The 23,048-nt window shown below is 63.8% G+C and carries 27 protein-coding genes; 17 read left to right on the top strand and 10 right to left on the bottom strand.

What is annotated here, in order from left to right; all coding sequences use genetic code 11:
- Window positions 1–36: 36 nt before the first annotated feature.
- Complete coding sequence (locus CIT37_RS14970) at window positions 37–435, top strand: hypothetical protein (protein WP_095425261.1); 399 nt, start codon at window positions 37–39, stop codon at window positions 433–435.
- 42 nt (window positions 436–477) lie between these two features.
- Here the strand turns inward: CIT37_RS14970 and CIT37_RS14965 are convergent, their stop codons facing one another.
- On the bottom strand, window positions 478–1,041 hold the full coding sequence (locus CIT37_RS14965) for an SET domain-containing protein (RefSeq protein WP_038948090.1): 564 nt from the start codon (window positions 1,039–1,041) through the stop codon (window positions 478–480).
- Window positions 1,042–1,204: 163 nt separating this feature from the next.
- Here CIT37_RS14965 and CIT37_RS14960 point away from each other — a divergent pair, with 163 nt between their 5' ends.
- Window positions 1,205–1,810, top strand: coding sequence for a hypothetical protein (locus tag CIT37_RS14960; RefSeq protein ID WP_038948092.1), 606 nt, complete (start codon window positions 1,205–1,207; stop codon window positions 1,808–1,810).
- Between the two features lie 121 nt (window positions 1,811–1,931).
- Here CIT37_RS14960 and CIT37_RS14955 read toward each other — a convergent pair whose 3' ends face one another.
- Window positions 1,932–2,672: a TetR/AcrR family transcriptional regulator gene (locus CIT37_RS14955; protein WP_038948093.1), complete on the bottom strand. Its 741-nt coding sequence runs from the start codon at window positions 2,670–2,672 to the stop codon at window positions 1,932–1,934.
- 106 nt (window positions 2,673–2,778) lie between these two features.
- Between CIT37_RS14955 and CIT37_RS14950 the strand changes: the two genes are divergently transcribed.
- The 7 genes from CIT37_RS14950 (at window position 2,779) to CIT37_RS14920 (ending at window position 8,289) form a co-directional block, all read left to right on the top strand.
- Window positions 2,779–4,176 carry a carotenoid oxygenase family protein gene (locus CIT37_RS14950; RefSeq protein WP_095425262.1) on the top strand — a complete coding sequence of 466 codons (1,398 nt, stop codon included), beginning with the start codon at window positions 2,779–2,781 and terminating at the stop codon, window positions 4,174–4,176.
- A gap of 75 nt (window positions 4,177–4,251) precedes the next feature.
- Window positions 4,252–4,515: a hypothetical protein gene (locus CIT37_RS14945; RefSeq protein ID WP_028142790.1), complete on the top strand. Its 264-nt coding sequence runs from the start codon at window positions 4,252–4,254 to the stop codon at window positions 4,513–4,515.
- Between the two features lie 76 nt (window positions 4,516–4,591).
- Window positions 4,592–5,167 carry a hypothetical protein gene (locus CIT37_RS14940; protein WP_095425263.1) on the top strand — a complete coding sequence of 192 codons (576 nt, stop codon included), beginning with the start codon at window positions 4,592–4,594 and terminating at the stop codon, window positions 5,165–5,167.
- A gap of 12 nt (window positions 5,168–5,179) precedes the next feature.
- Window positions 5,180–5,734 (top strand): inner membrane-spanning protein YciB, encoded by a 555-nt coding sequence (locus tag CIT37_RS14935; RefSeq protein ID WP_028142788.1) that lies wholly within the window; start codon window positions 5,180–5,182, stop codon window positions 5,732–5,734.
- A gap of 190 nt (window positions 5,735–5,924) precedes the next feature.
- Complete coding sequence (locus CIT37_RS14930; RefSeq protein ID WP_028142787.1) at window positions 5,925–6,221, top strand: hypothetical protein; 297 nt, start codon at window positions 5,925–5,927, stop codon at window positions 6,219–6,221.
- 14 nt (window positions 6,222–6,235) lie between these two features.
- Window positions 6,236–7,156: a hypothetical protein gene (locus CIT37_RS14925; protein WP_095425264.1), complete on the top strand. Its 921-nt coding sequence runs from the start codon at window positions 6,236–6,238 to the stop codon at window positions 7,154–7,156.
- Between the two features lie 158 nt (window positions 7,157–7,314).
- Window positions 7,315–8,289 (top strand): DUF3616 domain-containing protein, encoded by a 975-nt coding sequence (locus CIT37_RS14920; RefSeq protein ID WP_161966412.1) that lies wholly within the window; start codon window positions 7,315–7,317, stop codon window positions 8,287–8,289.
- A gap of 57 nt (window positions 8,290–8,346) precedes the next feature.
- Here CIT37_RS14920 and CIT37_RS14915 read toward each other — a convergent pair whose 3' ends face one another.
- The 3 genes from CIT37_RS14915 to CIT37_RS14905 form a co-directional block, all read right to left on the bottom strand.
- Window positions 8,347–10,002, bottom strand: coding sequence for a fumarate hydratase (locus tag CIT37_RS14915; RefSeq protein ID WP_095425266.1), 1,656 nt, complete (start codon window positions 10,000–10,002; stop codon window positions 8,347–8,349).
- A 139-nt stretch (window positions 10,003–10,141) separates the two neighbouring features.
- Window positions 10,142–10,426, bottom strand: coding sequence for a type II toxin-antitoxin system RelE/ParE family toxin (locus CIT37_RS14910; RefSeq protein WP_095425267.1), 285 nt, complete (start codon window positions 10,424–10,426; stop codon window positions 10,142–10,144).
- 6 nt (window positions 10,427–10,432) lie between these two features.
- Entirely contained in the window at window positions 10,433–10,654 is a 222-nt protein-coding gene (locus CIT37_RS14905) for a hypothetical protein (RefSeq protein ID WP_028142783.1), read from the bottom strand.
- A gap of 122 nt (window positions 10,655–10,776) precedes the next feature.
- Here CIT37_RS14905 and CIT37_RS14900 point away from each other — a divergent pair, with 122 nt between their 5' ends.
- The 4 genes from CIT37_RS14900 to CIT37_RS14885 all read left to right on the top strand — a co-directional run bounded on the left by CIT37_RS14900 (window position 10,777) and on the right by CIT37_RS14885 (window position 14,005).
- On the top strand, window positions 10,777–11,250 hold the full coding sequence (locus CIT37_RS14900) for a hypothetical protein (protein WP_095425268.1): 474 nt from the start codon (window positions 10,777–10,779) through the stop codon (window positions 11,248–11,250).
- Window positions 11,251–11,589: 339 nt separating this feature from the next.
- Window positions 11,590–11,763: a hypothetical protein gene (locus CIT37_RS14895; RefSeq protein WP_018321873.1), complete on the top strand. Its 174-nt coding sequence runs from the start codon at window positions 11,590–11,592 to the stop codon at window positions 11,761–11,763.
- A gap of 362 nt (window positions 11,764–12,125) precedes the next feature.
- Window positions 12,126–13,247 (top strand): helix-turn-helix transcriptional regulator, encoded by a 1,122-nt coding sequence (locus CIT37_RS14890; protein WP_095425270.1) that lies wholly within the window; start codon window positions 12,126–12,128, stop codon window positions 13,245–13,247.
- An 83-nt stretch (window positions 13,248–13,330) separates the two neighbouring features.
- Window positions 13,331–14,005, top strand: a complete 675-nt coding sequence (locus CIT37_RS14885; RefSeq protein ID WP_095425271.1) for a methyltransferase family protein — start codon at window positions 13,331–13,333, stop codon at window positions 14,003–14,005.
- Window positions 14,006–14,422: 417 nt separating this feature from the next.
- On the opposite strand, the gene CIT37_RS14880 is transcribed toward CIT37_RS14885, so the two are convergent.
- Window positions 14,423–15,388, bottom strand: coding sequence for an AraC family transcriptional regulator (locus CIT37_RS14880; protein WP_038971620.1), 966 nt, complete (start codon window positions 15,386–15,388; stop codon window positions 14,423–14,425).
- Between the two features lie 103 nt (window positions 15,389–15,491).
- Here CIT37_RS14880 and CIT37_RS14875 point away from each other — a divergent pair, with 103 nt between their 5' ends.
- Both CIT37_RS14875 and CIT37_RS14870 read left to right on the top strand, forming a co-directional pair.
- Window positions 15,492–16,484: a zinc-dependent alcohol dehydrogenase family protein gene (locus CIT37_RS14875; protein ID WP_038948104.1), complete on the top strand. Its 993-nt coding sequence runs from the start codon at window positions 15,492–15,494 to the stop codon at window positions 16,482–16,484.
- Window positions 16,485–16,518: 34 nt separating this feature from the next.
- Window positions 16,519–16,812 (top strand): DUF1330 domain-containing protein, encoded by a 294-nt coding sequence (locus CIT37_RS14870; RefSeq protein WP_095425272.1) that lies wholly within the window; start codon window positions 16,519–16,521, stop codon window positions 16,810–16,812.
- Window positions 16,813–16,889: 77 nt separating this feature from the next.
- Here the strand turns inward: CIT37_RS14870 and CIT37_RS14865 are convergent, their stop codons facing one another.
- Window positions 16,890–17,786 (bottom strand): crotonase/enoyl-CoA hydratase family protein, encoded by an 897-nt coding sequence (locus tag CIT37_RS14865; RefSeq protein ID WP_028142776.1) that lies wholly within the window; start codon window positions 17,784–17,786, stop codon window positions 16,890–16,892.
- 85 nt (window positions 17,787–17,871) lie between these two features.
- Here CIT37_RS14865 and CIT37_RS14860 point away from each other — a divergent pair, with 85 nt between their 5' ends.
- Both CIT37_RS14860 and CIT37_RS14855 read left to right on the top strand, forming a co-directional pair.
- Window positions 17,872–18,516 (top strand): TetR/AcrR family transcriptional regulator, encoded by a 645-nt coding sequence (locus CIT37_RS14860; RefSeq protein ID WP_028142775.1) that lies wholly within the window; start codon window positions 17,872–17,874, stop codon window positions 18,514–18,516.
- 2 nt (window positions 18,517–18,518) lie between these two features.
- A complete protein-coding gene (locus CIT37_RS14855; protein WP_095425273.1) occupies window positions 18,519–20,144 on the top strand; it encodes an AMP-binding protein in 1,626 nt (541 codons plus the stop codon).
- Between the two features lies 1 nt (window position 20,145).
- Here CIT37_RS14855 and CIT37_RS14850 read toward each other — a convergent pair whose 3' ends face one another.
- The 3 genes from CIT37_RS14850 to CIT37_RS14840 form a co-directional block, all read right to left on the bottom strand.
- Window positions 20,146–20,853, bottom strand: a complete 708-nt coding sequence (locus tag CIT37_RS14850) for a glutathione S-transferase (RefSeq protein WP_095425274.1) — start codon at window positions 20,851–20,853, stop codon at window positions 20,146–20,148.
- A 181-nt stretch (window positions 20,854–21,034) separates the two neighbouring features.
- Window positions 21,035–21,718, bottom strand: a complete 684-nt coding sequence (locus CIT37_RS14845) for a lectin (protein WP_038971617.1) — start codon at window positions 21,716–21,718, stop codon at window positions 21,035–21,037.
- A 144-nt stretch (window positions 21,719–21,862) separates the two neighbouring features.
- Window positions 21,863–22,870: a Tim44 domain-containing protein gene (locus tag CIT37_RS14840; protein ID WP_038948107.1), complete on the bottom strand. Its 1,008-nt coding sequence runs from the start codon at window positions 22,868–22,870 to the stop codon at window positions 21,863–21,865.
- Window positions 22,871–23,048 lie beyond the last annotated feature (178 nt).

Below are 23,048 nucleotides of genomic sequence, written 5' to 3'. Positions count from 1 at the left end.
TCACCCCCGAGCCCACCCCAACCATGGAGACCTCTGATGATCGACGCTTCCGCCTTCCTGCGCCGCGCGCTGCTCGCCGATGCCATCTTCAGCGGCGTCGCCGCCCTCGGCTTCACTTTCGGCGCGAGCGCGTTCGCTGCGCTGTTCAACCTGCCCGAAGCGCTGCTGCGCGAGACCGGCCTGTTCCTGATCGCCTACGCCGCGCTGGTCGGCTGGCTGGCGTCACGCGCCTCGGTGGCGAAGGCGCTCGTGCTGCTGGTCGTGGTCGGCAATGCGGCCTGGACGGTCGGCAGCATTGCGCTGCTGCTCTCGGGCGCGGTGTCGCCGAACCTTGCCGGCGCGCTCATGGTCGTGGCGCAGGCGATCGCCACCGGCGTGTTTGCCGAGCTGCAATATGTGGGATTGCGGAGAAGTGCGAGCGCGGTGGCGGCGTGAGGCCCGGCCTGGCCGCGCACCAATCGCGGCCATCGCCTGCGACTACGCCCTCGCCCGGCCGACCTTGCCGGCGAAGTGCTTGCCGTTCAGCTTCTTCTTTTTCGCCGTGCTTTTCGTGCCCGCCTTCTTGGCCTTGGCTTCCGTGCGCGCCTTCACCTTGGCGGCTTCCGCCCGCGCCTCGGCTCGCAGCTTCTTGCGCTTCTTCTCGCAAGACTCGCACTTGCAACCGATCGGCTTCAGATAGGCTTTGAAATAGTCGGTGCCGTAATCATAGTTGATCTCGTCACCCGGCTCGATGTTCCTGATGGCGCGGATGAAGACCTTGCGCTCGCGCGGCCGGACGTCGGACTCGGCGTTGGGCCGGCAGGAATGGTTGATGTAGCGGGCCAGATTCTTGCGGACCGAGCCGTCGATGGTCCAGCGGCCGTTGAGCTCGAACAGGTACTTGTTCTCGATGTCGTCCTGCTCGGGAATCCGCGAATCCAGGATCGGTCCGAAATAGCGGATGATCCGGGTGCCCTTCTTGATCGGCTTGGTGGCGAAGAGGCCGAGCCCGGTCTTGGAGCGGCCGACGCGATAGGGTTTTTGCGAGGAGATGGCTGGCATGATCAAGTAAAGGAGGACGCGAACGAGGCTGGAGGAGCCCAAGCGAAGCCGCTCTTCTAGAACGATTCCGCGCCGCTGTCAGGTCTATCCCACCCCTGTTTGAACCTTGCCCACAATGAAGACGTCTGATGGTGCGGAGTTCCCTGCGATCGAAGCCCTCATGATGAACCGCATCACCTGCACAGGCCTGGCCGTCTTGATGATCTGCATCGGCCTGCACAGCGCCGCCGCCCAAACCGTGGGCAGCACCTACACCTCGACCGCGCCCAAGGATTGCCGCCAGATCGGCAAGCCCAGCGAGCTCGACGGCAGCACGACGCGCATCTGTCCGGGCAAGGACGGCCTCCTGGTGCTGATCGCCGAGGACGATCTTCGCGAAATCGTCTCGGTCGGCCGCAATCGCAAGCAGGCGGCCGAGGAACCGGCAGCCAAGGTCTGGTTCGCACCGTTCAATTCGTCGGAGACCACGATCGAATGGCGTGCCGTGGGCGCAAAGCCGTTCGCGATCATCCAGCGCTGGCACATCGCCGACAATGCCGATCCCGACAAGCAGGGCCGGCCGAACACCAAGGCCATGCTGGTCGTGACCCGGCTCCCGCCGGGCCCGGTCTGTCACGTTGCTTATGTCGATGCGATCGCAAACCCCACCACCAACGAGCTTGCGCGCAAGGCCGCGGACGATTTCGCCCGTGGCTTCGCTTGCGGCAAGGACGAGGTGAAGATCATCGGCACGCGCGGCCGCGCCGTCGAGCTTGCGACGATGCGCTAAGGCGCGATGCGATTAGGACGAATCGTCATCGCGCTTTAGGTTGTTGTTTAAGCATGATCTTTTCGGAAAACCGCTGCGCACTTTTCCGGATCATGCTTTAGGCCTTGGCGGCCCACGACCGCTATGCGGGGTGTTTGGTGGCCACCGGCGCCATCAGCATCGCCTCCATTAGCCGCTCGGCCGTCGTTCCCTCGGGCAGACGTCCCAAGATATCCTCGAGCCGTCCGTCGAGCAGCAGCATGGTGAAGCCATGCACCATCGACCAGGCACGTGCGATCGCGGCACCCTGGCTCAGCGTCAGCGCGTCACCGCTGATCTGCTCCTGCCGCATCATGCCGATCGCATTCGCCAGCCCGGCGAAGGAAGCTTCGGCCGCCTCGTGCAGCGAGGGCCTGGAATAGTCCAGGCGCTCGGTACGGAACATGATGCTGTACATGCCGGGATGGGCTTGCGCGTAGGCGACGTAGGCCTTGGGCCGCGCCAGCGCGGCTTCGAGCGGCGTGGTGGCGGCACTGCAGGATGCCGCCATCGCCGCGTTGAACTGGCGGAAGCCGACGGCCGCGAGCTCGCTGAGCAGGCCGGTGAGATCACCGAAATGGTGGGTGGGTGCGGCATGGGAGACGCCCGCCTCCCGCGCCACCGCGCGCAAGGTGAGGCCGGCGAGTCCGTCGCGCTCCAGCACCCGTTCGGCAGCCTGCAGCAACGCCTCGCGCAAGGCACCGTGGTGATACGGCGTCTCGGACTTCGCGCTCGCCGCACCGCGCCTTGGGCGCGATGCCGCAGTCGACGTCGTCTTTCTGGGGGCACGCGCGCGTCGCGCCGTTTCGCTCTTGGTATCGGTCTTGGTGTCGATCTTGGCCATTTGCAAGCTATATGACGCAATATTGACAGTGTAAAGATTTCGCTTGACCGATGCGGCAATCGGCGCTATCCGATCTTTACGATGTAAAGATAGAGAGGGATACGCCGTGCAGCACGACGCCGTCGCCGAGCGCCGCAACAACATCGCGCCGATCCCGTTCGAAGCGGACGCGCCATTCCTGAAGATCATCGGCGAATTGCCGCGCGAGCTGAACGGCACGCTCTATCGCAACGGTCCCAATCCGCAGTTCGATTCCCCCGGCGCCCATTGGTTCGTCGGCGACGGCATGCTGCACGCGTTCCACCTCGACAATGGGCGCGCCAGCTATCGCAACCGCTGGGTCCGCACGCCGAAATGGCTCGCCGAGCACGACGCCGGCCGCGCCTTGTTCGGAGGCTTCGGCCGCAAGCTGCCCGATGCCCCTGCTAATCTCACCGACGGCGGCGTCGCCAACACCAATATCATCTTCCATGCCGGCAAGCTGCTGGCGCTGGAAGAGGCACATCTGCCGACCGAGATCGAGCCCGGCACGCTGGCGACGCGCGGCTATCACAACTACCAGGGCCGCGTCGCCGGCAGTTTTACGGCGCATCCGAAGATCGATCCCGTCACCGGCGAGCTCGTGTTCTTCGGCTACAACGCCGCGGGTCCGTTGAGCCCTGCCCTCTCCTACGGCTCGATCGATGCCTCCGGCAAGGCGACCCGCTTCGAGCGGTTCGAGGCGCCCTATGCCAGCATGGTGCACGACTTCATCGTCACCGCGAACCATGTGCTGTTTCCGATCCTGCCGATCACCGGCAGCATGGAGCGCGCGATGCGCGGGCAGCCGCCCTACGCCTGGGAGCCGGACAAGGGCGCCTATGTCGGCGTGATGAAGCGGAGCGGCACCGCAAAGGACATCGTCTGGTTTCGCGGTGAAGCCTGCTACGTCTTCCACATCATGAACGCGTGGGAGGACGAGAACCGCATCATCGCCGACGTCATGCAGTTCGAGGAAGCACCGCTGTTTCCGCATCCCGACGGCCGGCCGACCGATCCGGACAAGTCGCGCGCCCGGCACTGCCGCTGGACCTTCGATCTCTCCGGCAATACCGATCGCTTCCAGCAGACCTATCTCGACGATCTCACCGGCGAATTTCCGCGCATCGACGACCGCCGCGCCGGGCTGAAGAACCGTCACGGCTGGTACGCCTGCGCCAATCCGAAACTGCCGATGTTCGGCGCGCTCTCCGGCGTCGTCCATGTCGACGGCAACGGAAGACGTCTCGGCCATTACCTGCTGCCCGCCGGCGACACCATCTCCGAGCCGGTGTTCGTCGAGCGATCGAAGGATGCGACTGAGGGCGATGGCTGGCTGCTCGCCGTGGTCTGGCGGGCGCGGGAGAACCGCAGCGACCTCGCCGTGTTCAACGCCACCGATGTCGAAGCGGGTCCCGTCGCGCTGGTGCAGCTCGGCCATCGCGTGCCGGATGGTTTTCACGGCAATTGGGTGGGGGCGCAGTAGCTCCCGTCATTCCGGGGCGCGCCACGTGGCGCCCGCCCGGAGCCACAGCACGGACGTGTCACCAAAGAGGCCCGTATGCAGATGCCCTCCATCACCGCAGACCTCCTCGCCATCCTCGCCATGGTCTGCGCCGCGCTCACACTCGAGGTGGTCCATCTGCGGCGGAGCGGCCAAGTCCTCTTCAACGGCGGCATCCTGCTCGCCCTCGGCCTCGCGATCGCCTGCGCGCTCCCCATTCTGTCGCGCCTGCCCTGGGCGGAATTGGCTGACGAGGCGTCCGACCAAGCCGTTGCGGCACTTCAACTTTTACATGCCGCCTACATCATTTTGACACTGTAAAGATTTCGCTTGACCCGGTCTCGCCTCTGACCTATTGATCTTTACATCGTAAAGATCGGCCTGACCGAGGTAGGTAATGGCGATTTTCCTGATCCTTGCGCCCTACGGCGCCTACAGCTTCCTGATGCTGGTAACGTCGGCCGCGATCAGCGTGTTCGTGGCCTCCGCGATCTGCCTCGCCACCGTCGCAATCGATGTGGCGCGCGGGCGCTCGGTGAAGACCCTGGCCGCGGGCTCGGCGATCGTGTTCGCCGCAATCGGCCTCTACCTGGCGCTGCTCGACCCGCAGCTCGGAACGCTCGGCGTCAAGCTGTCGGTCGATATCGGCATCTTCGTCATCTCGCTCGGTTCGCTGCTGGTCCGCCGTCCCTTCACGCTGCAATATGCGCTGGAATCAGTGCCGGCCGAGACCGCGGCGATGCCCGGCTTTCTCACCGCCAATTACGTCATCACCGGCGCCTGGACCGTGGCCGCGCTGTTGATGGCGGCTGGCAATCTCGTGCTGCTCTACGTCCCCGGCCTGCCGCTCTGGTCGAGCCTTGCAGTCGCCTTCGCCGCCCGCAACAGCGCGATTTACTTCACAAAATGGTATCCCGAGTATCGCCAGATCAAGTACGGTAGGCCCGCCCGCGCATTGCCCACCGCCCGCTGAACAGGATTGACGATGAAGGACGTATTCGCCCGCCTCGGCTCCGACCTCTTCTCCGCCATCGTCTTCCTGGTCGTCTATCTCGCCACCGACAACGTCATCCTGGCGACGTCAGTGGCGATCGCCGGCGCGATCGCGCAGGTGATCCACGCCCGCATCAAGGGGCAGCAACTCAACTACATGACCTATGCGAGCCTCGCGCTCGTCGTCGGACTGGGCGGGATCACTCTGCTGACCAATGATCCCCGCTTCATGATGGCAAAGCCTTCGATCGCGCATTTCGCCATCGGCGCGATCATGCTCAAGCGCGGCTGGATGCTGCGCTACATGCCGCCGATCGTCGTCGAGACCGTTCCGGAATATGTGACGGCTGCAGGCTATGCCTGGGCGGCGCTGATGTTCGTGATCGGCGTCGGCATGATCCTCGTCGCCTCCACGGGCGATCTGAAGCTGTGGGCGTTCTACCTCACGGTGGTCGCCGGCGGCGCCAAGATCCTCGCCTTTGCCGTGCAGTATGTCGTTCTAAGGCTCATCGTCACCAGCCGCAGGCGCGCTGCAGCCCGCGCCTAAAGCGCGATGTGATCGCGCTTCAGGTTGTTGTCTGAGCATGATCTTTTCCGAAAACCGCTACGCACTTTTCGGGATCATGTTTCCATGCCTCAAATGGAGCGTTAGGCAGGAGCTGCGAGTTGGGCTATAGGCTCGTCCGGGACTGGCCGCGGATCGTCGCGGTCCGCCGGGATTTGTTGGGGAGACGGGAATGGCCGTAGACGGCAACTGGAATCTGACCATGACGACGCCGATGGGCGAGCGCCAGGCGACGCTGAGCCTCAAGGCCGCCGGCGGCACGCTCACGGGCACGCAAGGCGCGGAAGGTAATACCGCCGAGATCTTCGACGGCACCGTCGCTGGCGACAACGTCTCCTGGAAGGTCTCGATCACCAACCCGATGCCGCTCACGCTCGAATTCGCCGGCACCGTCTCCGGCGACAGCATGAACGGCGAGATGGGCATCGGCCCGATGGGCAGCTTCCCGTTCACGGGCGCCCGCGCGTAAGGCCGCGCAGCATCATGCGCGCGCTTCGTCTCATCGCGACGACGATGCTGTGCGTCGCGACACAAGCGGCGCGCGCGGATGACACCGAACCGGCGTGGCGCGCAAGCGCGCTCGCCCTGGTCCCGGCAGGTTATGTCGCCGGCGCCGCTTATCGAACCGATGGCTCGATGGGATATCTCGCCGTCTATCCCGCGCCATCGAACGATCCAAAAACACCGGCAAGCGTGTTCGCTGCGCGCGAGGCCCTCGTGGTCAAGCTGACACCGGATGCGACACGCGCGGTTTCAGCCGAGTTGAAGCCGCGCGCGGAGCCCGATCCGGACAATGACGACAGCGATTTCTCAAAGCTGCACGCCGATCTCGCCGCCGGACGAACAAAGCTGCCCGATGGCACCGAGCCCTGCAGTCTCGGCGCCTGGTCCATCGACAAGGACCCCGGTGGCCTCAACGTGCGCGCCGAGCCGTCGGCGATGGCGCGCGTGCTCGGCACGCTGCCGCCGCCTTACCGCTTGAAGTTAGGCGGCGCTGAGAACACGCCCGACGGCGGCTGGCTCACCGAATTCCGCATCATCGGCTTCAAGAGCGGCTGGTTTCTGATCGAAGGCGCCAAGCCGCCGGGCAAGGACTACGAGGACGAGAAGAGATATCCGCGGAGCGCGCCCAAACCCTATGCCGGGCGCGGCTGGGTTGCGTCCAACAAGGTCGGCGCGAGCTACGCCAATGGCTATACGCGCGCAGGCGGGCTGTTCCAGGCTCCCTTCGTCGATGCCAAATGGATGCCGGCGCAGCGTGAGCTCGGCGGCCCGATCGATGGTGACGGCGGCCCGAAGCGCCTGTTCGCCTGCAGCGGCTTCTGGGGTCTGGTCGAGAGCCATGACGGCGTCCGCGGCTGGTGGCGCGCGCTCTGCTCGAACCAGGTCACGAATTGCAGCTGAGAAGAGAGCGCTCCGCGACATTCTCGCTCTTGTCTTCTTAACAATTCAGGATTGTATTTGAGCATTGCACCCGGGAGGGAAGAATGCCGTACAGCATCATGCATGCATTTCATCGATCACTGACAGCCGCGTTCGTTTGCATTCTGCTCGGAGCAGCGATGTCGGCCGGGCGCGGCGAACAATTGCCGCCGAAGATTGCCCCGGAGGCAACCGCCTGGAAGCCCGCCTCGATCTTCGAGAAAGACGACAAGGACGACAAGTTCAAGGATCAGCCACGCATGAATTTGAGCGGAGCGGCGTGCGTGCCCACCACGCCGAAGTTCACGTCATGCCTGATCGCCAATGATGAGAAGAAATACGCACAGTTCTTCTCGATCGAAGGCAACGTCCTCGTTCCGCGGAAGCTCATCCGGCTTTCGGATGACGACAAGGACCCCGATGCCGAAGGCGTCGCGTATGAAAAGGGCTTCTTCTATGTAACCGGCTCGCACGGCCGAAGCCGCAAGAGCGACAAGGAGAATCTGTCGAGCTACGTCGTGTTTCGGATTGCCGTGGATCCGCAAACCGGCGCACCCAAGACCGAACCCAACGCCAAGAAGGTCGAAGGCGTCGAGCCGAGCCCGCGGCTGCGCGAAGTGATTGAAAAGAGTAACGACGTCGGATCGAAGTTCAACAAGCCGCTCGCGGAAGGCGGTGTCAACGTCGAAGGGATTGCAATCAGGAACGACCGCATTTACTTCGGGCTGCGAGGTCCATCGCTGAACCGTCAGGCCTTTGTGCTCAGCGTCGATGCAAGCGCGCTCTTTACCAAGGACGACGATCTCAAACCCGCCTCGACGCCGCTCGATCTCGGGGAGAATACCGGCATCCGCGACCTTGCCGTGGTGAACAACGGCATCTTGATCCTCGCAGGGCCAACGCGTGACGAAGACGTTCCCTATAGCGTCTGGCTGTGGGACGGCAGCAGCAAGACTGCCAAATCCCTGGCGACGCTCGATCTGAGCACAGCCCCAAAAGAGGCGAAAGCGGAAATTCTGCTTCCCCTCGAGGAAGACGCAGCCAACATCCGTGTGCTTGTCATGTTCGACAGCGCCGAAAATGGCGGCGCGATGTCGTTCACAATAAAGCGCTGAGCGCGCGCTGCGTAAATCGTCCGCCGGTTCGAGAACCGGCGGACGACGCAGGACTGGCTAGCCCAGGTTCAGCTCCTTGAAGAAGTCGTTGCCCTTGTCATCGATGATGATGAACGCGGGGAAGTCGACGACTTCGATGCGCCAGATCGCTTCCATGCCGAGCTCGGGATATTCGAGCACCTCGACCTTCTTGATGCAGTGCTCGGCAAGGTTCGCCGCGGCGCCGCCGATCGAGCCGAGATAGAAGCCGCCATACTTCTTGCAGGCCTCGCGCACGGCCGGCGCGCGGTTGCCCTTGGCTACCATCACCATCGAGCCGCCGGCGGCCTGGAACTGGTCGACGAAGGAATCCATGCGGCCCGCCGTGGTCGGACCGAACGCGCCGGAGGCGTAGCCCTCGGGTGTCTTGGCCGGGCCGGCGTAATAGACCGGGTGGTTCTTGAAATAGTCCGGCAGCGGCTCGCCCTTCTCCAGTCGCTCGCGCAGCTTGGCGTGGGCGCTATCGCGCGCGACGATCATGGTGCCGGTCATCGAGACGCGGGTCTTGATCGGATGCTTGGAGAACGTCGCCAGGATGTCCTTCATCGGCTGGTTGAGATCGATCTTGACGACCTCGCCGCCGAGCGCCTGCTCGACCTGCGGCAGATATTGCGCCGGGTTGTGCTCGAGCTCCTCGAGATAGACGCCGTCCCTGGTGATCTTGCCGAGCACCTGGCGGTCGGCAGAACACGAAACGCCGAGCCCGATCGGCAGCGATGCGCCATGACGCGGCATGCGGATCACGCGGACGTCGTGGCAGAAGTACTTGCCGCCGAACTGCGCGCCGACGCCGAGCGATTGCGTCATCTTGTGGATTTCCTTCTCCATCTCGACGTCGCGGAAGGCGTTGCCGTCGGGCGAGCCGTGGGTCGGCAGCGCATCGAGATAGCGGGCGGAAGCGAGCTTCACCGTCTTCATGCAGAGCTCGGCCGAAGTGCCGCCGATCACGATCGCGAGGTGGTAGGGCGGGCACGCCGCGGTGCCCAGCGTCAGGATCTTCTCCTTGAGAAACGCGAGCAGCCGGTCCTTGGTCAGCACCGAGGGCGTCGCCTGGAACAGGAAGCTCTTGTTGGCGCTGCCGCCGCCCTTCGCCATGAACATGAACTTGTAGGCGTCATCGCCCTCGGCGTAGATCTCGCACTGCGCCGGCATGTTGTTGGCGGTGTTCTTCTCCTCGTACATCGAGAGCGGCGCGACCTGCGAGTAGCGCAGATTGCGGCGCAGATACGCGTCGCGCGCACCTTCCGACAGCGCCGCCTCGTCGTCGCCGTCGGTGACGACGTTGCAACCCTTCTTGCCCATGATGATCGCGGTGCCGGTGTCCTGGCACATCGGCAGCACGCCGCCGGCGGCGATGTTGGCGTTCTTCAAAAAGTCCAGCGCGACGAACTTGTCGTTCGGGCTGGCCTCGCCGTCCTCCAGGATGGCGCGGAGCTGCTTCAGATGGCCGGGGCGCAAATAATGGTTGATGTCGCCGAAAGCCGCCTCCGACAGCGCCCGCAGCGCCTCGCGCGACACCACCAGCATGTCCTTGCCCAGGACCTTCTCGACCCTGACACCCTCGGCCGTGATCTTCTTGTAGGGCGTCTCGTCCTTGCCCAGCGGGAATAGCGGGGTGTGCTTGTAGGGCGGAACGGGCTTTGACGGGTCGGGGAAGGCGGTCGGAGCGTTCATGGAGCGAATCTCGGGGTTTTGGAGCCCTGGCGGGCCTCTCAGCATAGAAGCGTTCTAAGCTTTTTTGCTGCAAAGGGAAGTGAGCGGAGCGCATGGAAGAGACCCCATTCTGTCTCCCGGCAAGGGGGCAGGCGCCCACTCAAGAATCTCGGGCCTGTGCGCCGTGAAATACTGCAGTTACGACAACTCGTGCGCGTAACACATCGACCTCATAGATCACGACATAGGGGAGCCGGGGCACAACCCACTCAAATGTCTGGGGATCATGCCCGACGTGCCCCATAAAGGGGAAGGACGTCAACTGCCCGATACTCTTGAGCAGCCGATCGGTCACCTTCCGGGCAGCGGCCGGACTATCCTGTGAAACCCAGTTGAAGATGCCTTCGAGATCAGCAACCGCCTGATCATCGAAGATCAGCTCCATGGCCCCTCAGGACCCAAAGCGCTCGACGCGCGCACGCACTTCATCCAGGGAGAGGAATTTGCGGTTTGGATCGGCTCGGCGACGGCGCACTTCGGCGATCTGCTCCTCGGTCAGCTGGATGTCCCGCATGTGTTTGACATAGTCGAGCAACGCCCCCGCGGCGGCATCCTGCTCGCCTTCGGGAAGCTGCACGACCTGACGGATAGCCTCGTCCAGGAGCTTGGTCATACAATCAAGTATAGCAGATTGCAGGCGAGAGAACAGCCAAGCCGCACGGGGAAATGCCCGTTCCCACCCTTGCGCTTCGCGCCCGACGACGCTTGAATGCGCGCCCTAAGGGGCTTTTCATCATGACATTGAACTTGAACGTCCGCGGCGCGATCCTGGTCGCCGCCGCCATCACCGGCCTTGTGACCCTCACCTCGCCCGCACGCGCCGACCGCTGCGACGACAGTGCCAAGGAGCTGGCGAACCAGGTCGATCGCCTCAAGGTGAACTTCCGCGCTGCGAACACCGTCTACCTGACGCACCCGGCGGCCAAGGAGCTGTCCGTGGGTTGCCGCGGCGACAAATATTCCATCGAGCTCTATGCCAAGGGTGATCGCAAGCCGACGCCGGAATTCTATGCGCTGGTGGGGTCGATGGCGGCGATCGTCTTCACCGTGACCAAGGACGACACCACGACGGGCGCGACACGCTGCCTGAAGCGGATGGGTCTGCTGCGCGGCGACAAGATCAGCATGCGCTATCGGCGACTCAACATGGAATGCACCCGCACCAAGAAGGACGCGTCCATCGCGATCACGCGCGGCAAGGACGAATAGGCGGAGGCCCTCTTCCGCACTTGCTGCGGACAAGGTGCAATTGCGACGCGACGCAGCTCGCTTCGTACTCCGTCATTGCGAGCGGAGCGACTTGTCCGCCGAAGCCTTGGCGAAGGCGGAAGCAATCCAGAATCCTTCCGGTGACGGTCTGGATTGCTTCGTCGCAAGAGCTCCTCGCAATGACGAGGAGGGTTTTAGTCGTCGCTCGCATAAGGCACGATGCAGGGCACGAACAGCGCCTCCTACCACACCAATCGCTCGCATTTTAACGATTGCCTTGAAGGAATTTTCGCTTCTCGCAGCGCAGGGTCAATTGTTTCCATGTGTGAGGATTTGCGGATGAAGGTTTCCACCGTTGCGCCGCCGCCGATCGCGATCGTGGTTCCGAGCTACGACACGACCAAGCAGCAGGACGATCAGACCAAGACCAAGGACGCCGACCCCACCTACAAGCCGCAGCCGCCCGCACCGCTGCCGCCGGGTCAGGGCACGCGGATCGATCAGCTCGCCTGATCGATCTTCTCGAAGGACGAATCGCCCGATCCGGTCGATCGGGCCTGTTTCGTGTCCGGCGCATCTTCGCCGGATAGCGGGAACATCATGCGCGGCCACCCCGGGACCTGCGCATGATCGCAAGACGGCCGTTGCTTGACACCACGCTCGTTGCCGCCATGGGCGCGCGATTGTTCGCGTCCACGCGAACCTTGCACCCGGCCCGCCTGCCCCACCGCGGCCATTTTCCCTACGCGCACGATTGGCCCGAAAACCACCGCTCCAGCTCGGCGCGGCCTTCAAGTGTGATCCGGCTCATCAAATTTCCGCATGCGGCGTGCTCATCTGCGAGGCCGAATGAGCATGCGTCGATGGGACAAACCATGGAACTGAATGAAGAGCTGCTGTCGCTGGTGGCGGGCATCTACGATGCAGCGCTCGACGATTCCCGATGGTCGGCGACGCTTCGTTGCATCGTCGACCTGGCGGGCGGCCAAAGCGGCGGTCTGGTCCGGATCGGAGCAGACGGCGAGGCCGTGATCGCGCATGCCGTTGGTGTCGAGCCGGCCTATGTTCAGTCCTACATCGAAACCTATGAACCGTTCGATCCGTCGCGCAGCGTGCTCCACGCGCCGGTCGGCCAGATCCAGACCATCAGGGACTGGATCGACGTCGACGAATTCCGCACCACCATGTTCTACAACGAATGGACGCGGCCGCAGGGCCTCGAGGACGCCGCCAATATCCTGCTCGACAAATCGCCTGAGGGAATATCCCGCCTCTCGATCATGAAGGCCGGCGGCCCCGTCGACCGCAGGATGTACCAGGTGATCTCCCACCTCACGCCGCACCTGCAACGGGCCATGGTCGTCAGGCAGAAGCTGCAGCAGCAGAACGCATTGGAGACGACGTCGATGCGCACGCTCGACGCCCTGCGAACCGCCATCCTGCTGCTCGATGCCGAGGCTCGTATCACGCACGCCAATGCCAGCGCGCGCGACATCCTGGACGAGGCCGACGTGCTTCGTTCGGTCCGTGGCCGGCTGGTGACGTCCGAGCCGAATGCCGATCGCGTGCTGCGGCAGGCGCTGGCGGGCACGGTTGTCGGCGACCGCGCGATGACGAGCGCGAGCATCTCGCTGCATCTGACGGCCCGCGACGGCGCGCATTTTGTCGCGCATCTCCTGCCGCTGACCGCCGGGCGCCGGCAAAGGTTCGCAGCGAGCTACGACGCCTGCGCCGTCCTGTTCGTCAGCAAGGCAGCGCTCGATACGATCGTCGCGCCCGACCTCATCCGCAAGCTGTTCAGGCTGACGCCGACCGAGCTGCGCGTCTTCCTGTCCATCGTCGAGATCGGCGGGGTTCCCGACGTGGCCAGGAGCATGGGCATCGCCGAATCCACGATCAAGACCCATCTCGCCCGGATCTTCGCCAAGACCGGAACCAAACGACAGGCGGATCTGGTTCGGCTCATCGCGGCCTTTACACCGCCGATCAAGGTCTGAACCCGGTCCCTGTCGCCTCGCGCCGCATGTTTGCCGGAAAGCAGGCTATCAATACGCCGGCGTGGGACAGAACAAGATCGCCAATGATCGCCAGACTGCTGCTGCAGAACACGATCACCACCGCCGCGATGGGCGCGCTGCTGTTCGCCTCCGCAGGGACGCTGCGCTGGCCTTCGGCCTGGGTGTTCCTCGCGACAGGCACCCTGCTCGGCCCGCTCTGCGGCTGGTGGCTCTACCGGATCGATCCGGCGCTGCTGGCCGAGCGGCTGCGGCCGGTGCTGCAGAAGGATCAGCCAGCAGCCGACAAATTGTTCATGAGCGTCTTCGTCGTCGCGATGCTGGCCTGGCTGGTGCTGATCGGCGTCGACCGGCGCCTTCAATCGTCCGACATGCCGGTCGCACTCCAGGCGTTCGGCCTTGCGCTGTTCCTGGCCTCGACACTGTCCACGATGTGGGTGTTCCGCGAAAACTCGTTCGCTGCGCCGGTGGTGAAACTGCAGGCTGAGCGCGCCCAGCGCGTGATCTCGAGCGGTCCCTACGCCCATGTGCGTCATCCCATGTATAGCGGCATGGTCCTGTTCTTCGCCGGCGTGCCGCTGCTGCTGGGCTCGTGGTGGGGACTCGTGATGGTCCCGCTCCTGGTCCTCCTGTTCGCGATCCGAATCGGAATCGAGGAGCGCACCTTGCGCGAGGGCCTGCCGGGCTATGCCGATTATGCGGCGCGGGTGCGCTATCGCCTGATGCCCGGCGTTTGGTGAGCGCGCATTGCGCTGCCTCCTCCGAACGGCTGACGCCGCCGAAAGCGGACTTCGCTAGACAGCGGCGGCACGCAACGCAACGAAAGACGCGACGATGTTCTGCAAGCCGCCCTGCCCCGACCAGCCAGAGCTTTCTTCCGCTCCCGATGCTTCAGACGGTCATCCTGGTCCGGCGCACGCGCAGCCCGGCGGCAGCCATGACGTTTTCGGGCGATTGATCGCGCCCGAAGCGGCCGGTCCGGAACGGGGGCTGCCGCCAGCCTCCCTCCGGACCGGCTAAGTTTCTATTTTTTGACGCGTTTCTTGACGCGAACCGGTATCCACTTCGCTCGAAAACGCTCTAGCTGGAGCGCAGTCGAGAAGGGTTGAGAGGCCCGCAATATTGACGAAGATCTGGACCCGGCCGCACGCCGCGGATCATAACGCAGGCCTGTTCGCCTCCGCAGCCAAGGTGCGCCGCCACTCTCCAGGCGCCAGTCCCTCGACACGCCGGAAGGCGCGGCTTAGCGCGGTATCGGAGTCATACCCGACCCTGACCGCCACTTCCGCCAAGGCCGCGCCCTTCCGCATCAGGGTTTTGGCGCGATACATCCGCCACCGCGTCACATAGCTCAGCGGCGTCTCTCCGAGAACCGAACGGAAGTTCTGAGCGAAGGTGGAGCGCGAGACGCCTGCGACACGAGCCATCTCCTCGACCGTCCAGTCGCGTGCGATGTCCGCATGAACGGAGCGAATAACCTTGGCCAAGGATCTGTGCCTCAGCGCAGCAAGCCACCCGCCGGCCCGTGTCCCGTCCGCCGCAACCCACGCGCGGATCGTTTGAATGAACAACACGTCCGTCAGTCGCTCTACCACTAAGTCCGCGCCGAGCCCATCTGCGCGGCTTTCCAGGCCAATCAGGCCTAGGGTGGTCTCGAGCAGATCGAGGTCACCATGCGCCAAGCGAACGTGGAGCAGATCGGGCAACAAGGCGAGCAAGGGCTCGGCCGCGATCGGATCGAATGAAAGACGCGCCGATACCATTTCCATCAGCGCGCCGTTACCGCCATAGTTGACCGTGCGGTCAGGGATGGTGGTGAAGCCGGTCCCTTCCGAGAAGCCGGGCAGGTCCGCAAACAGGTTCACACAATCCACGAGGGCACTGTCGGGCCGATCCGCCAGCGCGAACCGCGTGCCTTCCTTGACGATGAGACAATCGCCCTTGGCCACTGGTAGGGGAACCTCACCCTCGGACAGCAACCAGCCCACACCTTCTGCGATCATCACCAGCCGGGCCTGATAGCCGGTATCGAATGCCACACCCCACGGCGCGGTAAAGCGGAATCGCACATAGAGCGAACTCGCCACGCTCATCGCGCTCACAACGTCGTCGAAGGGATCCATCCCGATTCGATATCGGACGATCGGTCAGGAATCAAGGCGCTTGGGCCATTACTCATACGATCGAGCCAGTCTATCTATCCCACCTCATCGATTGGAGAGGGACATGCGAAGCTACAGAGCTAATAAGATTGGATCGCTCGACGACCTGAAGATCATCGAGGAGGATCTTCCCGTTCCCGGACCTGGACAAGTTCGGGTCAGGGTCCGCGCCACGGCCCTTAACTTTCGCGACCTCGCCCTTCTCACCGGGATATTCCCTGCTCCCGCCAAGGCGGACGTCGTTCCGCTGTCTGATGCGGCTGGTGAAATCGAGGCGGTAGGATCGGATGTAACCCGCTTTGCAATCGGCGACCGCGTTGTCAGCAGCTTCTTTCCGACCTGGTTCGGTGGCGCGTTCGAGGCTGGTGCAGAGCAATATTCGGTCGAACGGGATGGCTGGCTGACCGAGTATAAGGTCGTCGACGCCGAAGCCCTGGTCGCCGCGCCCAATACTTTGTCGTTCGCAGAGGCCGCTGCTCTGACCTGCGCGGGCGTCACTGCTTGGTCGGCTCTTGCCGGCGTCCGGGCGGGCGACATCGTGCTGACGCAAGGCACGGGCGGCGTTTCAATCTTCGCAGTGCAATTGGCCAAAGCGTTGGGTGCGCGTGTCATCGCCACCACCTCAAGCGCGGAAAAGGCCGATCGTCTGCGAGCGCTGGGCGCTGACGAGGTCATCGATTATCGCGCCGATCAGGACTGGGGCTCCACGGCACGCGCAATGACCGATCGTGGGATTGACCGTATCGTGGAGACGGGCGGTGCGACCTCGCTTGCGCAGTCCATCAAGGCAATCGCTCCCAGCGGACAGATTTCGCTGGTCGGCGTGCTCGGCGGCTTTGCGGGCAGCGTCGATTACACGGCGATGTTTTTTAGCTTTGCTCGCTTCCAGACGATCACGACCGGCAGCCGCCGCGATCTTGAGGAGCTCACGCGCTTCGTCGCTCGAACTGGCCTGAAACCCGTCATCGACAGTACCTTCATCTTCGAGGAGGCGCGAGCGGCGATCGAACACCTGGGTCGACGCCAAGTGTTCGGCAAGATCGTCGTTCAGCACTGATTTCATCTTGAACCCTCAACGGAGATTTTAATCGATGAGCGTCTATGCCATCTTCATTCGCGAACGCACCCGCAACGCGGGTGAACTGGAGACCTATGCCGAAATGGTCACCCCCCTACTGGGGAATTCGGGAGCGACGGTTCTCGCGGCCTACGGCGCTCAGGACGTTCTGGAGGGGCCTTCGCCTGAAGGCGTGGCGATGGTCAGCTTCCCGACCATGGAGACCGCGCGCACCTTCTATGACAGCCCCCGATACCAAGCTGCCGTCCGACACCGCTTTTTGGGCGCGGACTATCGATCGATCATCGTTCAGGGGGTCGATGGCTGAGACGGACTGTCCACTTTCGGCGACGTTCTCGAAGAAGGGAAAATCGCGCCGCGATCGATCGCTTCTCGCGCAACACGCTAGGTGCCGCTCTTCAACTCGCTGATCTGCTTGCGTGCCTCGTCGCGCTCCGGAATCGGACGTCCGCTGTCGCGCCACTCGATCGCGGCCTTGAAGCCGTGCTTCTGGGCGTACCGCCTGAACCACAGACCCTCGGGATTGTGACGCGTGATGCCGTCGAACAGGGTGGCGAGCGACTGCGTCTGCTCCAATCCCATATTCAGCATGACTTGGTTGACCACCATTTTATGCATGGCAAGGTGGCTCTTCGGCACCCCGGCGATCCGGTCCGCAAGCTTCCTGGTCGCGTTCTCGAGCTGCTCCATCGGCACGCAGGCGTTGGCCAGACCCCACTCGGCCGCCGTCCGGCCGTCGATCATGTTGCCGGTGAACATGAGCTCTTTCGCGCGCGACGGGCCGAGCTTGAATGTCCACATTGCGGTGGTGGGACATCCCCAGACCCGCGTCGGCATGTAGCCGATCCGGGCGTCCTCTGCCATTACGATCAGGTCGCAGCACAGCGCGATATCACTACCGCCAGCTACCGCCGCGCCGTGGATTTTTGCGATCGTCGGCTTGGAGCATTTCCATAGGCTCATGAAGTTTTCGGTGTTCTTCTTCATGACTGCGTAATCGACGAGCGGATCCCAAGGCTCGCTCTCCTGCTGGCATGGATGCTCGATCTCGCTTTCCGCATAGGCGACGAGATCGTACCCGCCGCAGAAGCCCTTGCCGGCGCCCTCGATAACGAGGACATGCACGTCGTCATTCTTCTCGGCCCACTCCACGGCGGCGCGGATTTCGGCCGGCATCGCATCGTCGATGGCATTGAAGCGTTCCGGGCGGTTGAGGACGAGGCGAGCGATGCGCGGAGCGTCCTCGCGGGTCACGATGCTTAGCGTCGAAAAATTCGGCATAGTATCCTCCGGGCATAAACAGTCATCATTGACTGTAGCACATCTCATGCTACAGTCAACGCTGACTGTCGATAGGAGGAAGTGCATGTCCAGAGCGGCGAAGTCCGTGCGCGGGTCTGAAGGCTCCGAGACCATGCGATCGAGAGTGCTCGACGCCGCGGTCGAATGTCTGATCGAACACGGCGTAGCCGGCACGACCACCCTCGCTGTCCAGCATCGGGCAGAAGTTAGCCGGGGCGCCCTGCTGCATTATTTCCCCAACCATGCATCGCTTCTGGCCGCGACCGTCGCGGAGCTTGTCCGCCGCAATGAGCGGGCGGTGTCGCAATCCCGCGCGGCGAGCGGCGCATCGTCGGATTCCCTGCAGTCGGCCATCGAGGCCTTGGCCTTCGCCGCCCATCAGCCCGCCTATCTCGCCGAGCTTGAACTCTGGGCCGTCGCACGCACGGACGCGGCTTTGAAGCAGGCGCTCATCGCGGCCGAGCGCGGCGCGCGTCGTGATCTCGAACGAGTCTATTTGCAGCTCTTTGGCAAATGGACGGAATCGGAAGCCTACGATGAATTCGTGGCGCTGACGCTCCATTTCATCAGGGGGTTGGCGATCTCGGACAACCTCCGAAGCTCGGCGCGAAAGCGCGAGCGCCTCATCGCCGCCTGGGCAGAAGCGATGCGGACGGTTCTCGAGACGAAATCCAACGTCCGAAACAGACAAAAGAGTCAGGGGGCTTAGACATGGACGAAACGAGGCTTCGCAATTCCTACTATCCCGCCGATCCGTCGCGGCCGATCCTCGACGTCAGCATCGGTCGTGCTCTCACGTCCGCTGCCGGCACCGTGCCTGATCGCGAAGCGCTGGTCGAAGTCGTTCCGTCATCGATGGCCTCCCCAGTCGGGGCCTCACGCACTGACCGTCGGTGGACGTACGCTCAATTGTACAACGATGCGCAGCGTTGCGCGAGTTGGCTGCTACAACGGGTCGAGAGCGGAGACCGCATCTGCGTCTGGGCCCCGAACGTGCCGGAGTGGGTTGTCTTGCAGTACGGGGCGGCGCTTGCCGGCGTGATCCTGGTCACCGCCAATCCCGCGTTCAAGCCGAGCGAGCTCGAATTCGTTCTTCGGCAGTCCAGATCATCAGCTCTCTTTCATCTATCGAGTTTCCGCGAAGTCGATACAGGTGCCATCGCCCGCGAGTTGGAAGGTCTCGGCATCCACCGCTATTGCTTCGAAGGCTGGCTTGACGAGATCCGCAACACGCCGGAAGCGGCGTTGCCGGAGATCGATTCGCAGCATCCGGCGCAGATCCAGTACACTTCCGGGACCACGGGCAAGCCTAAAGGGGCGCTCCTCCATCACCGCGGCTTGGTGACGAACGCGAGCTATGTGGCGGCCAGAGCAGGTCTAGAAGACAGCGTACTGCTGAGTCCGATGCCGCTCTTTCACACCGCCGGGTCGGTCATGAGCGTGCTCGGCTGCATGACCTCACGCGCGACACTGGTGCTCCCGCTCTTTTTCGATCCGCCAACGGTCCTGCAGGCCATCGAAGCGTCCAGGGCGCAGGTCCTCTTCGGCGTTCCTACGATGCTGCTCGCGCTGATCGAGGCGATGAAGGCCACCCCGCACGATCTGTCGTCCTTGCGTGTGGCGCTGTCCGGGGGCGCTCCGGTCTCGCCGGAGATACACCGTCGCGTGAAAGATGCGCTTGGTCTTCCGGTCGTCACCGTCTTCGGTCAGACCGAGCTCAGCCCGATCGTCGCGCAGACGAGCGACGACGATCCGGAGTTTGAACGGCTTCATACGGTAGGAAAGCCGCTATGGAACGTCGAGGTGCGCATCGCGGATCCCGGCGATTTTCGTGTCTTGCCGACGGGTACAGAGGGCGAAATTCAAGTCCGCGGGTACCAGACGATGATCGGCTATTTCGACGCACCGGACGACACCCAACAGGCTATCACGTCCGACGGATGGCTGCGTACCGGCGATCTGGGAACGATCGACGAGGGCGGCTATATCCGCGTTACCGGTCGCCTCAAGGACATGATCATCCGCGGTGGAGAGAACATCTATCCCGTCGAGATCGAAGCCTGCCTCTTGCGCCATCCGGAGGTCGCCGACGTCGCCGTGTTCGGGGCGCCGGACGAGAAATGGGGCGAAGTCGTCGCAGCAGCCGTTCGCCTGTCGTCAAGCGCTTCAGGATGCGCCGAGCGACTGACTGCGCATTGCCGCGACGCAATGGCCCCACATAAAACGCCGATATTGTGGTTCGCCTGCTCCGAATTTCCGTTGACGGCCTCCGGTAAGGTTCAGAAGTTCCGCCTGCGGGAAGCGCTGGCTGCGGGCTCGCTCGAGCGGATGGACTAGACTAGCCATCCAGCTCGCGATAGCGGCGGAAGATGCCCTGCTCGTTGAAGGGAATGCGGCGCTCGCTTGCCAGATAGGCCTCGATGTTCGGCCGCGCGGCGATGCGGTCGTGCAGGGAAACGAGGCCCGGAATGTCTGTCTCGAACGCCTTCATGCGCCTGGGGAAGGCATAGCGCAGCCCCGCGACGATCTGGAACAGCGAGAGATCGACGTAAGTCAGCCGCCGGCCGGTGACATAGGCGCCACCATTCCCGGTGAGAAGCTGCTCGAAATAGCCGAGATATTTCGGCACCCGCTCCTCCCAGAAATCGGCCGTGCGTTTCTTCGCCGGCGGCTTCTGGTCCTCGTAATAGAGCGAGGGTCCGAGCGGATGATGGGTGTCGTGGATCTCGACCACGAGGTCGGTGACGGTGAGCTGAAGCTGGTGCACCCAGAGTCTGCCGGCTTCCGTCTTCGGCGCGAGCGCATGGCGGCTACCGAGATAGAGCAGGATATTGGCGGTCTGGCCGATGACGAGCTTGCCGGCTTTCAGGAACGGCGGCGCAAAGGGCGGCGTGCCTTTCTGTGCATCCATCATCTTCATCATCGCAGCTGTGCCGCGTGGTCCGCGCGCGACGTCGACATAAGCGGCCCCCGCCTCCTCCAGCGCCAACCGCACATATTCGCCGCGGCCCTGGATCTCGGGCCAGTAGTAGAGCTCGTATTTCATGGGAGAGGTCCTTTGAGACGCAGGCAGGACAAGCCTAGCATGCGGCGCAAGTTCCGTCGTGATGAGGCGGAACGTCGGCCCCACACGTCATTGCGGGCGTTAGCGAAGCAATCCAGAGCCTTTCCGCGGAGATAGTCTGGATTGCTACGCTCGCAATGACGAGCCGAGGGAGCTCGGCCTCTCAATTCGCAGCGAAACAATACAGCAGGCCGTCGCCGCCCGTGCTCTTCAGATCGGCCTGCGAGCAGCCACCATCGGGACCGCGCGAGGGGTGCGAGCTATTCCAGGATTTTGACGGCTCGTCATCGCGCAGGCCCTTGCGATCGAAATGGCCGACCATCGCGGTGCCTTGCGTGCTCGACGTCCAGTTCTTGCAGGTGCGATCGTCCGGACCGGCAAACGCGGTGCCGTCTGGTTGCGATCCCGTGAGGACGTCGTGCCGGTTCGGCTGGTCACCCATACCGTTGATACCCTCGCCCTTCTCGCTGAGCGCCGTCTGCTTGGTGAGGTTGTTGGCGGAGCCGTGCAGCTCGGCAACATCCTTGGCAATGACCGCGCCCTTTGCATTCTGCCACGGTCCCTTGCCGATGCGATCGCGCGCGTTGACGGCCGGCTTGCCGTCGGCGGCCTGCGTCGAGAGGTAGGCGCGCCAGGTCTTGGCACCGGCGCCGGCGGTCTGTGCGAGCCTCGCGCACTGCGCATCGGCTCCCTCCAGGCCGCCGAGATCGGCGCCCTTGCCCGGGCCGTTGGACGTCACGAAGAACGTCATGTCGGCCGACTGCGCCTGCACGGCTGGCGCCCCAAGCAATGCAAGCGAGGCCGCAGCGAGCGCTGAAATCGTCACGGATCTCTTGATACGGATCATCTTGTCCTCCCGTTGTGTTTGTCGTTGGCCGCCTGATTTCAACCCGATGCGCCGCCACTTATTCCGGTGCCGCGATGAATGGGGCACAAAAGAAAAGGGCGTCGTGCCTAAGCACGACGCCCTTTGTTCTCCATCGCTTTGCGATCAGTTGGTCTGCTGGATCGCCGACAATTCCCAGCCGCTGCCGGGCCGTCGGGCAAAGGTCCAGACTTCGGTGACTTCGCCCGGCTGCTCGCTGCCGGCGACGACCGTGCCGCTGTTGCGATCCAGCGTCTTGTCGGTGAGCGCGAAGCGCAGCGCCACCGTGGCGTAGTCGGTCTCGCCTTCGCGCCAGGCTTCCGCGAGATCGCCCTGCAGCAGCTTGACGCCAGTCACCTTGTTGATGACGTTGCGCGCGCGGTTCTGGGCGAGGTCCTGCTCGAAATAGGAGACCATCTCCGGTGTCGCGAGCGTGTGCAGCTTGGCCACGTCCTCGTTCGACCAGGCGGTCTGGACATCGCCGAGCAGGCGCTCGAACGCCTCGTAATCGTCCGGCTTGATCTCGAGCGGCGCGTTGTTGGCGTTCGCGCCGAAGCCGAAGCCGCCAAGACCGCCACCAAGGCCGCCGCGCTGGTTCGGCTGCGGTCCGGAACCTGCGCCCGCCTCCGCATTGGCATAGGCCGCCTGCGGCGTGTGACGGCGCTGCCACCAAGACATCGCCAGCCGCACCACCAGCACCACGAGCGCGATCTGGATGATCAGGCCCAGGATCGAGGACAGGCCGCCGAGGCCGCCGAACAGGCCGCCGCCGAACAGCATGCCGAGCAGGCCGGCGCCGAGGAAGCCGGCCGCAAGGCCGCCCATGAAGCCGCCGGCGCGGCCGAACAGGCCGCCGCGCGCGGGCGCGGAAGCAGCCGAGTTCATGCCTGGACCCGGCTGGGTGTAGGTGCGGTTGAACTGCGAGGCCGAGCCGGGCGCCGTCGTGGTCGAGGGCGGGGCCGAATAGGTGCGCGAGCCGCGTGAACCCGACGAGCCGCCACCGCCGACGCGCGCGTCGGCAGACGAGATCGCCAGCGCAGTCGGCAGCGCAAGCGCCAGCACGACAGCGATGGTCTTGAAGAGACTGCGGGAGCGTAGCGAGAAATTCATGTGCGTTTCCCAAATCCCCGGCATGGGGACGTGCGCCTAAGATGGGCAGACTTCCCGAAAAGTGAAGCCGGTTTCGGAACCTATGGCTGCGGCCCTCAGTCGCGGGGATGTGGCAAAAGCCCATATTTGGCGGGGGCTTGGCCGGACGCGCCGGGGAACCGTGGTCGCGGGATACCGGCGGTTTGGGCCGAGATTTCCGCTC

The sequence above is a fragment of the Bradyrhizobium ottawaense genome, from assembly GCF_002278135.3.
GTDB lineage: Bacteria > Pseudomonadota > Alphaproteobacteria > Rhizobiales > Xanthobacteraceae > Bradyrhizobium > Bradyrhizobium ottawaense.
The sequence above is the reverse complement of the archived record's forward strand: the minus strand, read 5'-3'. Positions and strand labels throughout refer to the sequence as shown.

Bases quoted from the DNA above. Each gene is read 5' to 3' on its own strand.
- CIT37_RS14850 (WP_095425274.1), bottom strand. From the start codon at position 20,853: ATGAAATACGAGCTCTACTACTGGCCCGAGATCCAGGGCCGCGGCGAA.
- CIT37_RS14840 (WP_038948107.1), bottom strand. From the start codon at position 22,870: ATGCCGGGGATTTGGGAAACGCACATGAATTTCTCGCTACGCTCCCGC.
- CIT37_RS14960 (WP_038948092.1), top strand. From the start codon at position 1,205: ATGAACCGCATCACCTGCACAGGCCTGGCCGTCTTGATGATCTGCATC.
- CIT37_RS14915 (WP_095425266.1), bottom strand. From the start codon at position 10,002: ATGAACGCTCCGACCGCCTTCCCCGACCCGTCAAAGCCCGTTCCGCCC.
- CIT37_RS14875 (WP_038948104.1), top strand. From the start codon at position 15,492: ATGCGAAGCTACAGAGCTAATAAGATTGGATCGCTCGACGACCTGAAG.
- CIT37_RS14925 (WP_095425264.1), top strand. From the start codon at position 6,236: ATGCGCGCGCTTCGTCTCATCGCGACGACGATGCTGTGCGTCGCGACA.
- CIT37_RS14970 (WP_095425261.1), top strand. From the start codon at position 37: ATGATCGACGCTTCCGCCTTCCTGCGCCGCGCGCTGCTCGCCGATGCC.
- CIT37_RS14945 (WP_028142790.1), top strand. From the start codon at position 4,252: ATGCAGATGCCCTCCATCACCGCAGACCTCCTCGCCATCCTCGCCATG.
- CIT37_RS14895 (WP_018321873.1), top strand. From the start codon at position 11,590: ATGAAGGTTTCCACCGTTGCGCCGCCGCCGATCGCGATCGTGGTTCCG.
- CIT37_RS14965 (WP_038948090.1), bottom strand. From the start codon at position 1,041: ATGCCAGCCATCTCCTCGCAAAAACCCTATCGCGTCGGCCGCTCCAAG.
- CIT37_RS14885 (WP_095425271.1), top strand. From the start codon at position 13,331: ATGATCGCCAGACTGCTGCTGCAGAACACGATCACCACCGCCGCGATG.
- CIT37_RS14890 (WP_095425270.1), top strand. From the start codon at position 12,126: ATGGAACTGAATGAAGAGCTGCTGTCGCTGGTGGCGGGCATCTACGAT.
- CIT37_RS14910 (WP_095425267.1), bottom strand. From the start codon at position 10,426: ATGGAGCTGATCTTCGATGATCAGGCGGTTGCTGATCTCGAAGGCATC.
- CIT37_RS14905 (WP_028142783.1), bottom strand. From the start codon at position 10,654: ATGACCAAGCTCCTGGACGAGGCTATCCGTCAGGTCGTGCAGCTTCCC.
- CIT37_RS14940 (WP_095425263.1), top strand. From the start codon at position 4,592: ATGGCGATTTTCCTGATCCTTGCGCCCTACGGCGCCTACAGCTTCCTG.
- CIT37_RS14935 (WP_028142788.1), top strand. From the start codon at position 5,180: ATGAAGGACGTATTCGCCCGCCTCGGCTCCGACCTCTTCTCCGCCATC.
- CIT37_RS14860 (WP_028142775.1), top strand. From the start codon at position 17,872: ATGTCCAGAGCGGCGAAGTCCGTGCGCGGGTCTGAAGGCTCCGAGACC.
- CIT37_RS14870 (WP_095425272.1), top strand. From the start codon at position 16,519: ATGAGCGTCTATGCCATCTTCATTCGCGAACGCACCCGCAACGCGGGT.
- CIT37_RS14855 (WP_095425273.1), top strand. From the start codon at position 18,519: ATGGACGAAACGAGGCTTCGCAATTCCTACTATCCCGCCGATCCGTCG.
- CIT37_RS14880 (WP_038971620.1), bottom strand. From the start codon at position 15,388: ATGGATCCCTTCGACGACGTTGTGAGCGCGATGAGCGTGGCGAGTTCG.
- CIT37_RS14845 (WP_038971617.1), bottom strand. From the start codon at position 21,718: ATGATCCGTATCAAGAGATCCGTGACGATTTCAGCGCTCGCTGCGGCC.
- CIT37_RS14900 (WP_095425268.1), top strand. From the start codon at position 10,777: ATGACATTGAACTTGAACGTCCGCGGCGCGATCCTGGTCGCCGCCGCC.
- CIT37_RS14955 (WP_038948093.1), bottom strand. From the start codon at position 2,672: ATGGCCAAGATCGACACCAAGACCGATACCAAGAGCGAAACGGCGCGA.
- CIT37_RS14865 (WP_028142776.1), bottom strand. From the start codon at position 17,786: ATGCCGAATTTTTCGACGCTAAGCATCGTGACCCGCGAGGACGCTCCG.
- CIT37_RS14930 (WP_028142787.1), top strand. From the start codon at position 5,925: ATGGCCGTAGACGGCAACTGGAATCTGACCATGACGACGCCGATGGGC.
- CIT37_RS14920 (WP_161966412.1), top strand. From the start codon at position 7,315: ATGTCGGCCGGGCGCGGCGAACAATTGCCGCCGAAGATTGCCCCGGAG.